Annotated in this window: 15 protein-coding genes; 6 read left to right on the forward strand and 9 right to left on the reverse strand. The window is 64.7% G+C overall.

Features of this window, described 5'->3' with window-relative positions:
• Positions 1–44: 44 nt before the first annotated feature.
• On the forward strand, positions 45–758 hold the full coding sequence (locus tag Q8R75_RS03210; RefSeq protein ID WP_305614563.1) for a pirin family protein: 714 nt from the start codon (positions 45–47) through the stop codon (positions 756–758).
• 14 nt (positions 759–772) lie between these two features.
• Positions 773–1,342 (forward strand): flavodoxin family protein, encoded by a 570-nt coding sequence (locus Q8R75_RS03215; protein ID WP_305614562.1) that lies wholly within the window; start codon positions 773–775, stop codon positions 1,340–1,342.
• Positions 1,343–1,383: 41 nt separating this feature from the next.
• On the opposite strand, the gene Q8R75_RS03220 is transcribed toward Q8R75_RS03215, so the two are convergent.
• The 5 genes from Q8R75_RS03220 to Q8R75_RS03240 all read right to left on the reverse strand — a co-directional run bounded on the left by Q8R75_RS03220 (position 1,384) and on the right by Q8R75_RS03240 (position 3,990).
• Positions 1,384–1,758, reverse strand: coding sequence for a hypothetical protein (locus Q8R75_RS03220; protein ID WP_305614561.1), 375 nt, complete (start codon positions 1,756–1,758; stop codon positions 1,384–1,386).
• Positions 1,759–1,849: 91 nt separating this feature from the next.
• Positions 1,850–2,668: a peptidylprolyl isomerase gene (locus Q8R75_RS03225; RefSeq protein ID WP_305614560.1), complete on the reverse strand. Its 819-nt coding sequence runs from the start codon at positions 2,666–2,668 to the stop codon at positions 1,850–1,852.
• 53 nt (positions 2,669–2,721) lie between these two features.
• Positions 2,722–2,994 carry a BolA family protein gene (locus tag Q8R75_RS03230; RefSeq protein ID WP_305614559.1) on the reverse strand — a complete coding sequence of 91 codons (273 nt, stop codon included), beginning with the start codon at positions 2,992–2,994 and terminating at the stop codon, positions 2,722–2,724.
• 8 nt (positions 2,995–3,002) lie between these two features.
• A complete protein-coding gene (locus tag Q8R75_RS03235) occupies positions 3,003–3,305 on the reverse strand; it encodes a YciI family protein (RefSeq protein WP_305614558.1) in 303 nt (100 codons plus the stop codon).
• Positions 3,306–3,381: 76 nt separating this feature from the next.
• Entirely contained in the window at positions 3,382–3,990 is a 609-nt protein-coding gene (locus Q8R75_RS03240; RefSeq protein WP_305614557.1) for a septation protein A, read from the reverse strand.
• Positions 3,991–4,209: 219 nt separating this feature from the next.
• Here Q8R75_RS03240 and Q8R75_RS03245 point away from each other — a divergent pair, with 219 nt between their 5' ends.
• The 4 genes from Q8R75_RS03245 to Q8R75_RS03260 all read left to right on the forward strand — a co-directional run bounded on the left by Q8R75_RS03245 (position 4,210) and on the right by Q8R75_RS03260 (position 7,094).
• Complete coding sequence (locus Q8R75_RS03245; RefSeq protein ID WP_305614556.1) at positions 4,210–4,488, forward strand: HU family DNA-binding protein; 279 nt, start codon at positions 4,210–4,212, stop codon at positions 4,486–4,488.
• Positions 4,489–4,794: 306 nt separating this feature from the next.
• Positions 4,795–5,568, forward strand: coding sequence for a peroxide stress protein YaaA (gene yaaA, locus Q8R75_RS03250; RefSeq protein ID WP_305614555.1), 774 nt, complete (start codon positions 4,795–4,797; stop codon positions 5,566–5,568).
• Positions 5,569–5,609: 41 nt separating this feature from the next.
• Positions 5,610–6,200, forward strand: a complete 591-nt coding sequence (locus Q8R75_RS03255; RefSeq protein ID WP_305614554.1) for a hypothetical protein — start codon at positions 5,610–5,612, stop codon at positions 6,198–6,200.
• Positions 6,201–6,212: 12 nt separating this feature from the next.
• Positions 6,213–7,094 carry a dienelactone hydrolase family protein gene (locus Q8R75_RS03260; RefSeq protein WP_305626125.1) on the forward strand — a complete coding sequence of 294 codons (882 nt, stop codon included), beginning with the start codon at positions 6,213–6,215 and terminating at the stop codon, positions 7,092–7,094.
• Between the two features lie 52 nt (positions 7,095–7,146).
• Here the strand turns inward: Q8R75_RS03260 and ybiB are convergent, their stop codons facing one another.
• The 4 genes from ybiB to Q8R75_RS03280 form a co-directional block, all read right to left on the reverse strand.
• Entirely contained in the window at positions 7,147–8,151 is a 1,005-nt protein-coding gene (gene ybiB, locus Q8R75_RS03265) for a DNA-binding protein YbiB (RefSeq protein WP_305614552.1), read from the reverse strand.
• A 44-nt stretch (positions 8,152–8,195) separates the two neighbouring features.
• Positions 8,196–10,925, reverse strand: coding sequence for a nitrate reductase (locus tag Q8R75_RS03270; protein WP_305626124.1), 2,730 nt, complete (start codon positions 10,923–10,925; stop codon positions 8,196–8,198).
• A gap of 161 nt (positions 10,926–11,086) precedes the next feature.
• Positions 11,087–12,766 (reverse strand): bifunctional protein-serine/threonine kinase/phosphatase, encoded by a 1,680-nt coding sequence (locus Q8R75_RS03275; protein WP_305611433.1) that lies wholly within the window; start codon positions 12,764–12,766, stop codon positions 11,087–11,089.
• Positions 12,767–12,782: 16 nt separating this feature from the next.
• On the reverse strand, positions 12,783–13,997 hold the full coding sequence (locus tag Q8R75_RS03280) for a nitrate/nitrite transporter (RefSeq protein WP_305611435.1): 1,215 nt from the start codon (positions 13,995–13,997) through the stop codon (positions 12,783–12,785).
• Positions 13,998–14,187 lie beyond the last annotated feature (190 nt).

The following is a 14,187-nucleotide window of genomic DNA, read 5'->3' on the forward strand; positions in this document are numbered from 1 at the left end:
TCAGCACAATTCAGTCATCGACAAACAAATCAAGGAGATGGGCCATGATCAGTCTGCGCAAATCTTCAGAACGCGGTTTTGACGACCACGGCTGGGGGCAATCGCATTTCAGCTTTTCGTTCGCTGACTACCACGACCCGGAGCACATGGGATTCGGCGTGCTGCGCGCGCTGATGGAAGACACGATCGCACCCGGAGGCGGATTCGGCACCCACCCGCATCGCGACATGGAAATCGTCACCGTCGTGCTGGCCGGCGAACTGACCCATCGCGATTCGATGGGCCATACCGGGGTGCTGCGCGCCGGTGATGTGCAGCGCATGAGCGCCGGCCACGGCGTGCTGCACAGCGAATGGAACCACGGTCGTGACGACTCCGTGCGCATGCTGCAGATCTGGCTGCTGCCGCAAGCGCGTGGCATCGCGCCGGGTTACGCACAGGCGCACTTTCCGGCCGCTGCACAGCGCGGGCGCCTGCAGACGCTGGTCCATCCACCGGCGCGCGATGGCGCACTTGGCATCCATGCGGATGTGGCGCTGCTTGCCATGCGGCTCGAAGCGGGCGACACGCCGGTCAGCCACCCGTTGGCCCGCGGCCGCAAGGCCTATGTGCATCTGGTGGATGGCGCGCTGAGCGTCAACGGGCAGCGGCTGCTGGGCGGCGACGCGCTGAAGCTGGACGATGAAACCGAAGTGATCTTTGAACACGGGCAGGGCGCCCATGCGCTGCTGTTCGACCTTGGCAATCCCGCATCTTGATGAAGGAGTCCGGCATGACACAGGTAGCGATCGTTTATCACAGTGGCTATGGCCACACCCGCCGCATGGCCCGAGCCGTCGCCGACGGCGCCGCGCTGGCGGCCGAAGTCCATGCCATCGAAGTCGACGCAGAAGGCAATGTGCCTGACGCGGCATGGGACACGCTGGCGACCGCCGATGCCATCGTGTTCGGCAGCCCGACCTACATGGGCACTGTGTCGTGGCAGTTCAAGAAATTCGCCGATGCGAGTTCGAAGCCGTGGTTCGGTCAGAAATGGAAGGACAAGCTGGCAGCCGGCTTCACGAATTCCGCCTCGATGAACGGCGACAAGCATTCGACGCTGCACTATCTGATGACGCTGGCGATGCAGCACAGCATGCTCTGGGTCGGTACCGGCCTGATGCCGAGCAACAGCAAGGCAGCCACGCGCAACGACATCAACTATGTGGCGTCCTTCGCCGGCGCGATGGCGTCGACGCCGTCCGATGCGTCGGTCGACGAAATGCTTGATGGGGACCTGCAGACTGCACGGCTGTTCGGTCAGCGGGTGGCGGAGCAGGCGGCGCGGCTGGCTGCTCACTGAGAGGCGGGGTGGCGGGTGTCACGTACAACCCGCCGTGCTGCTCAGGACAGTTCCGGAAAACGCTCCAGCCAGCCCCAGGCGATGAACAACACGATGGACACCACACCGGTCCACGTACCGGTGACGAAACAGCAGGCGGCCGGAATGACCAGACCGGCGGCATCGTCAAAGAAATGACCGAAAGTGAAGAAGAATGCCGTAAAAACCAGCCACTTCAGGATGAAGCCCGGCAGATGGCGGCGCATCAAACGGTTGTGGCGGTAGCTTTGCACACGCTCCAGCCAGCTGCCACGCGTGCAGTCGCGGAAATACAGGAAAGGCCAGACGAAGCGCCACCAGACGCGCCAGAACGGCTCGGCTGGCGAGGTCAACAAGTCAGCCGGCTCGACGCCGGCTTCGGGTGCATCGCGAGACATTTCGCGTCCTCCTTCTTCATCTCATCCGTCCGCTCTAACGGCTCGATGACACGCAGGTTGAGGTAGGCGCACCCGGGACCGGACGCAGAACTTATTTGACCGAAGCCTTCTGGCGAAGTTCGTTCACGTGAGCGGCGATGGTCTGCTGTTCGAGGCGCTGGGCGATCTGCGCCTTGGCTTCTTCGAACGGCGGCACCTTCAGGTCGCGCACGTCTTCCAGCTTGATCACGTGGTAGCCAAAGTCAGTGCGGATCGGCTGCGGCGTGAACTTGCCCTTTTCGAGCTTGGTCAGTGCGTCCGAGAACGGCTTCACGTACTGCGCCGGCGCGCTCCAGCCGAGGTCGCCACCGCGGTCCTTCGAGCCCGGATCTTCCGAGTCCTTGGCCAGATCTTCAAACTTTTCGCCGACCTGCAGCTTGCCGATGATTTCCTTCGCCTTGTCCTCGGTCTTCACCAGGATGTGGCGCGCCTTGTATTCCTTGTCGCCCAGACCGGCTTTCACCTTGTCGTACTCGGCCTTGACGGTCGCTTCGCTGACCGGGTTGGCGCGCACGTACTCCTGCAGATAAGCCTGGATCAGCACGGCCTGGCGGGCCAGATCGGCTTGATGCATCAGCGCGGCGTTCTTGTCCAGCCCCTTGGTTGCGGCAGCCTGCGTCAGCACTTCGCGGCGGATCAGCTCTTCACGCACGGCGGTTCGCAGTTGTTCGCCGTCCTGCTGGCCCTGGGCAATCTGGTTGCGCACCATGATGTCGGCACGGCCCTGCGGGATGGTCTTGCCATTGACCGTGGCGAGCACGCCCTCGGCCGAAGCGGCAGCCGGCTTTTCCTTCGCCTTTTGCTGCGCCATCGCCGGCAAGGCGAAGGCAGTCATGACGGCAAGGGACAGAATCGAGAACGTGTGTTTCATCGGGTTACCTTTCTGGGTGAATGCCAGGTACTGCTGAATGGACAATTCGTCGATCAAACCGGATCCGCGTCGCCGGGGGCGCGCGCCGTGATCGACAGGGCGTGGATGTCATGCTGCATCAGGTCGCCCAGTGCAGCGTAGATGAGGCGGTGGCGTTCCATCAGTCGCTGCCCCGTGAAACGGGCGGATTCAATGGATAACCGGTAATGCCGTCCACCGGAACGCGCACCTGCGTGTCCGGCGTGCAGATGCGATTCGTCGACCAGTTCGAGCGCCGCCGGTTCAAGTGAGGCGAGGCGCTCACGAATGGCGGATTCGACGGTCATGGCTTGATTCACGACGGAAATACCTTGCGGAAGGGTTTGACCGTGACGCGCTCGAACACACCCTGGATAGTGTAGGGGTCTTCGTCGGCCCAGGCGCGCGCGTCTTCGAGCGAATCGAACTCGGCGATGATCAGGCTGCCGCTGAAACCGGCTTCGCCCGGGTCGACCGCGTCGATTGCCGGCATCGGACCGGCCACCAGCAGGCGTCCTTCGTCCTGCAACAGCTGCAGGCGATGGAGGTGGTCAGGCCGCGCGGCAAGCCGCTTGGGCAGGCTGCCCGGCGCGTCTTCACCCATCAGAACATAAAACATCGTCACCTCTGTGGTCTCGGCAGTGTTGGGAACAGGATCGGGCAGGGCTGGAGCCGAAATGTGGAGTCGGACAGAATCAGGAGTTTTTCTCGTCGACGTGACGCGAGAGCATGGCGCCCTGCGCAAGCACGAACAGGAACATGAGACCCATGCCACCGTACAGCTTGAAATCTACCCAGGTTTCTTCGCTGAAGCTGAAGGCAACATAAAGATTCAACACGCCCATGACCGCGAAAAAGCCGATCCACGACAGATTGAGCCGCGTCCACACGGCTTCGGGAAGTTCTATCTGGGCCTGCATCAGGCTGCGGATCAGATTGCGTTTCAGGAACAGCGCCGCACCGGCCAGCGTACCCGCGAACAACCAGTACAGCACGGTCGGCTTCCATTTGATGAAGGTCGCGTCATGGAACAACAGCGTCGCGCCACCAAATACGACGATGATGCCAAGGCTGACCCACAGCATGATTTCGACCTTGCGCCCGCGCGCCATCAGCCACAGCACCTGTCCTATCGTCGCTATGATCGCGACGGCGGTGGCGATCAGTATCGGGCCCTGCGTGACGGCGATACCGTCGCCCAGCAGCTGGGTGATCAGTGAGTGGGACGCCTCCGGCGATGCGTTGGCGAATTTGTAGGCTGCAAAAAACAGCAGGACCGGCAGCAGATCGAACAGAAATTTCATGGTCGCGAATTATGCCCCTCGGGCACCTGGGTGTCCAACCGGATCGGCATGTGGATGCCAAATCGGGCATGGAACTGGCTTGGCGGCGAAAAAGTGGCTACAGGGCGCGCAAATTCATGAAGAAAGTCTGCATGGCCGCTTGTGGAGCGCGCTGCGCCTCACTATCATCCCTGCAGGTTTTCCCGCGCGCATTTGCGTATAACGAAGAAGGAGACTTAGATGAACAAAGCAGAACTGATCGAAGCACTCGCCAAGAAAGCCGACGTTTCCAAAGCCGCAGCAGGTCGTCTGCTCGACGGTTTTCTCGAATCCGTCACCACAGAACTGAAGAAGGGTGGAAAAGTGACCCTGGTCGGTTTCGGTACCTTTGCCACCGGCAAACGCGCTGCCCGCACCGGCCGTAATCCGCGCACGGGTGCCACGATCAAGATTCCTGCTGCCAAGACTGCCAAGTTTACCGCAGGCGCTGCGCTGAAGAAGACGATCAACAAGAAGTAACCGGTTTCCTTTCCCGGGGCCGCGGCGAATCCGCAGCCCCGGACGAACTGTCCGGCATGACCCAGGAAGTGCATGCTTGCCGGCAGGAATAACGGAGGTGTCCGCACGGCGGCACCTCCGTTTTCGTTGGGCGTCACAGATATCATGGCGCGCCGCAGTCGGTCTTCCGCGCACGCTTCGCAGTCCGGCGCTGCCTGCTGCACATTCTTCCCGATTTGTGTTGTCGGAGTCTGTGACAGGCAAGCAGCGCACGGGTTGGATGGCGCACGCTACCATCGTGGGATTAATCCTGTTCGTGCCACGCCCATGATCATCGTCCTGTCTCCCGCCAAGTCGCTCGACTACGAATCACCCTTGCCCGCTGCCAGCGCAACCCGGCCCGATTTTCTGGATCGATCGGCCGTGCTGGTGGAAATACTGAAGTCCAGAAGTCCAGCCGCCATCGCATCGTTGATGAGTATTTCCGATCCGCTCGCCGCGCTGAACGCCGCACGCTACGCTGACTGGACGCCTGACTACGACGTTCCGCGCGGTCGTCCGGCCGCGCTGGCGTTCAACGGCGACGTCTACGACGGACTCGATGCCCGCACGCTCGACCGTGCCGGACTCGACTGGCTGCAGCAGCATGTGCGCATCCTGTCCGGGCTGTACGGGTTGCTGCGCCCGCTTGACCTGATGCTGCCCTACCGGCTGGAAATGAGTACCCGGCTGGTCAATCCGTCGGGCAGGGATCTGTACGCGTTCTGGGGCGATCTGCCGGCGCAGGCATTGAACGCCGTGCTGGAGAACGATTCGCGGCCGGTACTGGTCAACCTCGCGAGCGACGAATACTTCAAGGCCGTGAAGCGCAAGACGCTGAAGGCAGAAGTCATCCAGCCGGTGTTCCAGGACTGGAAGGGCGGCACCTACAAGGTGATCAGCTTTTTCGCCAAGCGCGCCCGCGGACTGATGGCGCGCTATGCCGCCGACCATCGCATCGATGACGTCGAGGCACTGCGGGACTTTGCCGTCGACGGTTATGCATTCGACGTCAAGGCGTCGTCGGACACACAGTGGTTCTATAGAAGACGCCTCGCCTGAGGCCAGAAAAAACGCAGCACCCATCACGAGGAGATCTGATCATGACCCGCCAACAACATCTGCTGACGGCGCTTGCCGCGACGCTGGGCCTGCTGTGCGCCAGCGCCGGCTCTGCAGCGCAGGACAACCAGTCCGACCGTCTTTTCCGCGAATGCCGGGCAGCCTGGGCTGACAACAACATCGGTCTGGCCGATGAGCTCTGCTACAAGGCACTGATGCACCCCGATGTGAATGCGATTACTCCGGATGCCAAATCGCAGCGCCTGTACAACTATGCACAGCTGAAGCGCATGCTCGGCAACTGGGAAGGTGCGGAGGAGTTGTTGCGCGAATCGCTGACCATCGAGGAAAAGCGCGCCGGCAGCGCCCCCGATCTTCCGTTGGCCCGTCGCCTCGCCGAACTGTCGATCGCCTGCGCCGCACAGAACAAGTGGGCCGAAGGCATCGACATGATCGAGCGTCTGTATCCGGTCGCCGGCCAGTTTCAGGGTGGCGAGCGTGCGGCGATCAGCGAACTGTTCCGCAACTACGTGCCGCAGGTTGCAACGGCCGGCAAGATGGACCTGGCGCGCCAGCTGAACGAGTTCTCTGACTCCGTGCCGGCACGCGAGCCCGGCTTCATCAATCGCTGAGGAGGATCGGCTGTGGATTCCAGCGCAGCAAAACCCGCAAGTGGCATGCCGGGAGATCCGGAACGGCGCGACTTCCTGCGGACCGCAACGGTGGCCGGATTTGCGCTGGCCGCGCAACCGGTGATGGCGCAGCAGATCATCAGCACGCCTGCCACGGGGATGGACACCGGCATGGCCGAGGTCAACACAGCCGATGCACAGAAGCTGCCTGTCTATTTCGCCCGCCCGACCGCCACGCCGAAGCCGCCAGTGGTGCTGGTGGTGCAGGAAATCTTCGGGGTGCACGAGCACATCCGGGATGTCTGCCGGCGTTTTGCCCGGGCCGGTTACTTCGCGATCGCGCCCGAACTGTACTTTCGCCAGGGTGATCCGTCGAAGATCAGCAGCGTGCCGGAGATTCTTGAACGTATCGTGTCGCGCGTCGGCGATGCACAAGTGATGGGCGATCTTGACAGCTGCGTCGCCTGGTCGGCGCAGGCGGGAGGCGATGCCACGCGTCTTGCGGTGACCGGTTTCTGCTGGGGCGGCCGCATCACCTGGCTGTATGCCGCGCACCAGCCTGCTTTGCGCGCCGGCGTGGCGTGGTACGGCAAGCTTGACGGCCTGCCGGGCGAGCTCACGCCGAACCACCCGATCGATCTGGCCGATGCGCTCAAGGCGCCCGTGCTCGGCCTGTACGGCGGCAAGGATCAGGGGATTCCGAACAGCGACGTCGAGGCCATGCGCGATGCACTGTCGAAGTCACCTGCCGATGCGGCACGCCGCTCGGACATCGTGCTGTATCCCGAGGCACCGCACGGTTTTCACGCCGACTTCCGGCCGAGTTATCGCGAAGTCGACGCCAGGGACGGCTGGCAGCGCTGCCTTGCCTGGATGGCCGCCAACGGCGCTTGACGCCGCTGTGCGACGAGCGCCCAGTCGGCTGGCGAGCGTGAGTGGGCGAGCCTCAATGGGCCGAGTGTGGTGTTGCGTGCGCCAGCCCGAGTGAAACGGTGGCCTTGGCATGCGTCAGGTCGCGTGCCGAACCGCTGCCGAACAGGCAGGCTGCCACCTGGTTGAGCAGCGGTTGCGGGATGGCGCGGTGGCCTTCCAGCATTTCACGTATGCAGTCGCTGGTGGCATCGATGTCTTCCGCCGGCGGCAGCGGATTGACCAGCTGAGGCGTGCCGATTTCGGCTTCGAACAGTGTGCGGGCGGTCTGGTGTTCGAACATCTGTATGCGCGGTCGGCGCATCGGGTCGGCGAACGAATCGTCATCGGGGGCACGCATCAGCAGCGCACGCTCCGGTGTGCGCAGGAACATGTCGTGCAGTCGCGACAACAGCTGGGCGTCGGCGACGCAGATCACGCGCAGGCTGCGCAGCGGTGCCGGGTCGAGCAGTTTGGCGACGACGTGCGCCGTGTTGCGGTTGCCCATGCGATCCCGCAAGCGGATCAGGCTGTCCAGAGAGGAGCTGAGCATTTCGGTCGGTACCACGGCGCAGCGCCCGGAATTCAGCGTGGTCTGCGCATCGGCCAGACTGCTGCAGGGCGCATGACCAAGTCGTTCGAACACGTCGATGCTGCCCGCCCGCACACCATGGCCCACGAGCCCATGCACCAGCACGGGCACTTCGAGACGCGCCAGCATCAGCGCGAGCAGCGGCATCAGGTTGGGTGCCCGGCCGGCGCGCGAATAGCTCGGAATGACCACCATGCGAGGCCGATGCTGCGGCAGTTCGATGACCGGGATACGTTCGTTGAGCGCGCGCGCAAAGCCGGCCAGTTCGTCGGCTGATTCGTTCTTCCAGCGCAGGCTGGCCAGTACGGCACCGAGTTCGAGCGCCGGAATTCGGCCGTCGAGCATGTCGGCGAACAGGCCGTAAGCCTCTTCTTCCGCCAGATCCCGGCCTTCGTCGCCGCCGCGGCCGAGCGCGGACAGCATGTCTGTCAGGGTCTGTTGGCTCAACATCGCGGCGCTCGCTCCATGCTCATGTTCGTCTCCTCGAAATATTGTTATGCCGCTTGCCGTCGTGCATCGAGCATGCGTTTCAACTCGGGTACACAGGATCCGCATGAGGTGCCGCAACGCAGTGACTGCTGCAGCGACACCAGATCCGCTCCTTCATCGATGGCACGCACGATGTCGGGTTCGGCCACATCGAGGCAGTTGCACACGATGCGCCCGCGCGTGGCGGTGGCAACCGGCGGCGTGACCAGCGGTGCGAACAACCAGCGCCGCAGGTCGGTCGTCGGCTGGCGCCCGGTCATGACGTCGCGCAGCCAGCCAGCTGCGGCGGTTTCGCCGGTCAGCCGGATGCCGGTCAGCAGCTCGTCCTCGATCAGTGCGCGTTTGGTGATGTCGCGCCGCGCGTCGCGATAGACCAGGCAGGCCGGGTTGTCGAGCGCACAGATGCGGTCGATGTCGGCCAGCCATTCGTCCGGAATCGGCGTGTCGTGCGCGATGCGCAGCACCAGCACCGGGCGCTCGCGGCCGGCCAGCGACAGCGCGGCATAGGCAAAGCGTGCCAGCACCGGGGCCAGCGCTTCCGACCGTTGCAGTGCGGCACTGACGGCGACCTCGTCGCTGCCTTCGGTGCGCAGCAACAGCGCCTGATGCGGCAGGTCGGCGCGCGCGATCTGCACCGCGGCGTGCTTGAGCTCGGGCTGCTTCGAATACGGGTCGGTCCGGCCGGCCGTCAGTGCATTGGCGCCGCTGTTCGACAGGGTGTTGCGCCCCCAGTGCATCGCGACGAAGGCGCTGCCCGGTCGCTGGGCTGCGCTGGCATGCGCGCGCAGCACAATGGCGCCACGCCGGCTGCGGATGCGCACCAGGTCGCCGTCGGCCAGACCGCGGCGCGCCAGGTCGTCGGCGTGCACCTCGACGCGCGGCTCGTCGACATGGCTGTACAGCTGTGCCACCTGGCCGGTGCGGCTCATGCAGTGCCACTGATCGCGCAGGCGGCCGGTGTTCAGGTGCAGCGGAAAGCGGGCATCGATCTTTTCCGCAGTGGTGCTGGTGACCGGTACGACAAAGCGTGCGCGGCCGTCGGCTGTCGCGAACTTGCGCTCGGTGTAGAGGCGTGCCAGGCCGGTATCGGCACCGGCGGGGAAGGGCCACTGCTGCGGACCGAGCCGGTCGAGCAGGGCGTAGCTCAGGCCGGTGATGTCGAGGTCGCGTCCGCGCGTGGAGTCGACGTGCTCGTTGAACAGCTGTTCCACCGTGTCGTAGGGGAACAGTGTTGTTGCGTCGCGGCCGAGCCGGAGCGCGAGCGCGTGTGCAAAATCGCAGGCGATACGCCAGTCGGCGCGCGCTTCGCCCGGTGCCGGCAGTGCCGCGTTCACATGCGTGATGCGCCGTTCCGAATTGGTGACCGTGCCTTCCTTTTCGCCCCAGGTGGTCGCCGGTAGAAGCAGATCGGCGAAGGCGGCCGTTTCGGTGCTGCGGCAGGCGTCCTGCACGACGACGAATTCGGCCGCCTGCAGGGCTTCGGTGATCAGCGTCTGATCGGGCATCGAATGCGCCGGATTGGTGCAGGCGATCCAGATCGCCTTCACCTTGCCACTGCGCACGCCCTCGAACAGTTCGACCGCGGTCAGGCCGGGTTGCGCCGGTACGTCATCGATGCCCCAAAGCCGGGCGACTTCGGCCCGGTGTGCCGGGTTGGCGAGGTCCCGGTGGCCGGACAGCAGGTTGGCCATGCCGCCAACCTCGCGTCCGCCCATCGCATTGGGCTGACCGGTCAGCGAGAACGGACCGGCACCCGGCCGGCCGATCTGGCCGGTCGCCAGATGCAGCGCGATGAGTGCCGTGCCGTTGTGCGTGCCGTGATGCGACTGGTTCAGGCCCTGACACCACATTGACATCGCAGCCTTCGCCGAACCGAACCACTGTGCCGCAGTGACGATGTCTTCGGCACGCAGGCCGCAGATTTCCGCCGCGACCGCCGGTGTCACGTCGCGCACGTGCCGACGCAGTGCGTCGAAGCCTTCGGTGTGCGCGCGAATGAAGGCGTCGTCGGCATGGCCTTCCCACAGCAGCACGTGCAGCATGGCGTTGAACAGCCAGACATCGGTGCCGGGCAGCAGCGGCAGGTGGAGGTCGGCGTCGGACGCGGTGTCGGTGCGGCGCGGGTCGATGACGATCACCTTGAGCGCGGGATTGGCGCGCCGCGCGTCCTCGATGCGGCGATAGACGACCGGATGGGCGTACGCCGGGTTGCCGCCTGCGATCAGCAGGCAGTCGGCCTGGTCGATGTCCTCGTAGGAGCAGGGCGGGGCGTCGGCTCCCAGCGTCATCTTGTAGGCCGACACGGCCGAACTCATGCACAGGCGCGAGTTGGTGTCGACATTGTTGGTGCCGATCAGACCCTTGGCCAGCTTGTTGAAGGCGTAGTAATCCTCGGTCAGCAGCTGGCCGGAAATGTAGAAGGCCACCGCGTCCGGGCCGTGCGCCTCAATGATGGCTGCAAACCGGTCGGCGGCATGGCTGAGCGCAACGCCCCAGCCAACGCGCGTGCGCGGCGCATCGCGCGCAATGCGCAGTTCCGGATGCAGCGCGCGCGTTTCCGGGCGCGCACTGAGGTGCAGCGTGGCACCCTTGGAGCACAGCCGGCCGAAATTCGCCGGATGCTCGGGGTCGCCGCGCACACCGCTGATGCGGCTGCCGTCGTGTTCGATGATCACGCCGCACCCGACCCCGCAGTAGCAGCAGGTCGAGCGGGTTTCGTGTCGGGTGTCGGTCATTATTGTCTCCGCCTGACGTTTAGCAAGGCTTATGCCACGTTACTGAAGGCTGGTTTGTGCGCCTGGGTAAGCGCTTTTGCCGCGAAGCTGTGCGCATGCGCTCCTTCGCGGGGCGCGGTGAACGGTGCATGCATGCCACTGGTGCGCGCTGCGCGCGGTCCTTACGAAAGCAGTGCCCATAGCAGCAACAGATTCAACAGCGCCGATACGGTCAGCAATACGCGCAGCAGCCGCAGCGATGCGCGTTCGATCAGCGGTGTGCGTCGGGGCAGCGCAAGCGGGCGGTGTGCGCCACGCTCCAGCGCGAGCAGGAACTCCTCGGCGGTTTCGAAGCGCGCGTCGGGTGTGCGGGCAACGGCCTTGAGCAGCGCCGCTTCAAGCCATTCCGGCGTTTCCGGGCGAAAACGCGTGGGCGGCAGCGGATCGCCGAAGCGCGGTCGCTGGAAAGGTTCGACCTCGCCATACGGATAACGCCGGGTCAGCAGTTCGTACAGCGTGACGCCAAGCGCGAACAGGTCGCTCGACTCGCTGGCGGTCGCGCCGGTGAACAGTTCCGGTGCCATGTAGGTGGGCGTGCCGGGGTTGTTGATTTCGCCGAAGGCCTCGCCATCGGATGCCGCGACGCCGAGATCGAGTACGCGCAGCGCGCCCTGGGCGTCCAGGTGCAGGTTGTCCGGCTTGATGTCGCGATGCACGATGCCGAGCCGGTGCAGCGTGCCGAGCGCGCGCAGGACGATGCAGCCCAGCCGGACAATCTGCTCGATATCGAAATGATGTCCCGCCTCAAGCCGGGCACGCAGCGTCGCCCCCTCGTGCCAGCTCATCAGGTAATACAGGCTGTTGCGCCCGGCATGGTTCGCTACCTGCGGAAACAGTGGCGACACCACCCGGCGCGCCAGCCATTCCTCATGCACCAGGGCGGCGATGGCATCCGGGTCGGCCGCGTCGGCACGCAAGGTCTTGAGCACCTTGATGTCGCCGCTGGCTGTGTCGCGCACTCGATACAGCAGCGTTACGCGCGATTCGTGCAGCACCGCCTCGATCTTCAGTCCGTCGATGACATCACCCGGGTGCAGTCGCGGCGGCAGTTCAAGCTGCGCAGCCTGCGCAAGGCGGTCGCGCAGCGCCGCCTGCCCCAGCGCGTCGACGCGCACCACCAGCGCGGTGCAGTTGTCATTGGCGCCGCGCGCTTCGGCCTGCAGCACCAGCGCCGAAGCCAGCGACTCCGGTTCGCTGCGGCGGCCCAGTTCGCCGGCGATGCCTTCGTCGTGCAGTGTGTTCCACACGCCATCGCTCAGCAGTACGAAGCAGTCGCCGATCTCGAGTTCGCCATCGGCGTGGTCGACGGCAAGGCGGGCATCGAGCCCGACCGCGCGGTGCAGCACATTCGACAGCTCCGGATGCGCCCATGTATGGTCTTCGGTCAGGCGCGTCAGTGTCCCGGCACGGTACAGATAGATGCGCGAATCGCCGACGTGGGCGAGGTGCCAGCGCGTGCCGCGCAGTACCAGTGCGGACAGCGTGGTGGCCATGCCGGCGGTTTCGCGGGTGCGCGCGGCGTGCGCGATGAGCCAGCGATTGAGCGCACCGAGCACCCGGTCGATCGACTGCGTGATGCTCCAGGTATCGGGTGTGGCGTAGTAGTCGTTCAGCAGGCCGCGCACGGTGAGCTCGGCCGCTTCGCGTCCGTTGGCATGGCCGCCGACGCCATCGGCCACGGCGAACAGCAAGCCCCTGGCATCCAGTGTTTCGCCAGCGGGCGTCACCGCACCCGCAAAATCCTCGTTGCGCGGTCGCGGTCCGGCGATCGAACACTGACCGATGGACACCTTCAATGTCATGACCGGAAGTCCCGCGTCAGATGCGTGCATTGGTGAGGTGGGCCGCCCCCCAGGTGGTGCGCCAGCGCGTCTTTACCCGCGTCAGGCCGATCAGTGCCAGCACCGCGAGCAGCGCGAAGATGACGAAGCCTGTCTGGTAGCTGCCGGTCGCTTCGCGCGAATAGCCGAGCGACGACGCCAGATAGAAGCCGCCGATGCCGCCAGCCATGCCGACCAGGCCGGTCATGACGCCGATCTCGCGCCGGAAGCGCTGCGGCACCAGCTGGAACACCGCGCCATTGCCCATGCCCAGCGCCAGCATGGCGCCAACGAACACGACCACCGCCATCCAGGCCTGCGGCAGGCCGAAGCTCACGCCGAACAGGAAGGCGGCAGCGATTACATACATGACGGTGAGGGTGCGGATGCCACCGATGCGGTCGGCCAGATTGCCGCCGATCGGCCGCACCAGCGAGCCGGCGAACACACAGGCGGCGGTGAAGTAACCCGCCATTTGCGCGTCCAGCCCGTACTGGGTGTTGAAATAGATGGTCAGCGACGACGCCAGCCCGACAAAGCCGCCGAAGGTGACGCTGTAGAAGAACATGAACCACCAGGCGTCGCGGTCCTTCAGCACCTTCAGGTATTCGGCCATCGTCTTCGGGGGCGGGCACTCCGGCGCGTCCTTCGCCACCAGCAGGTAGAAGATGAATACAGCCACCAGCGGAATCAGCGCCAGACCGAACACATTGATCCAGCCGAACGCGGCCGCCAGCCCCGGCGCAAACAGCGCAGCCAGTGCGGTGCCGGAGTTGCCCGCGCCGGCGATGCCCAGTGCCGTGCCCTGGTGTTCAGGCGGATACCAGCGCGAGGCGAGCGGGAGCGCCACGGCGAACGCGGCGCCGGCGAAGCCGAGGAAGCAGCCCAGCAACAGCGCCTGTTCGTAGCTGTGGATGCCGAACTGCCAGGCGACGAACATCGCCACGATCACAATGACCTGACCGATGGCGCCGGCCTTCTTCGGCTGCAGGTGGTCAACCAGCACGCCCATCAGCATGCGCAGCAGCGCACCGGCCAGTACCGGTACCGCGACCATGAAGCCCTTTTGCGCGTGCGTCAGGTGCAGGTCCTGGGCGATCTGTACGCCGAGCGGGCCGAGCAGCACCCACACCATGAAGGCGAGATCGAAATAGAGAAAGGCGGCAAACAGCGTGGGCGTGTGGCCGGCCTTGAGAAATGCTTTCCTGTCCATCGGTGGATGACCTCCCCGTTATCGATCCGGCCTGCGCGCGTCATTGCGTACAGCCGTTCTTCGGGATTGCTGTGAATGAAATGGGTTAAGCCGCTGAGCGTCGCTCCGCGGAGCAACGGAAATCATGTGTGGGTTGGGGTGAGCGCAGCGATGCCCAACAAACTGATGCCACCGAGTGCGACGTGTATCG

This window comes from Methyloversatilis sp. (assembly GCF_030696805.1).
GTDB lineage: Bacteria > Pseudomonadota > Gammaproteobacteria > Burkholderiales > Rhodocyclaceae > Methyloversatilis.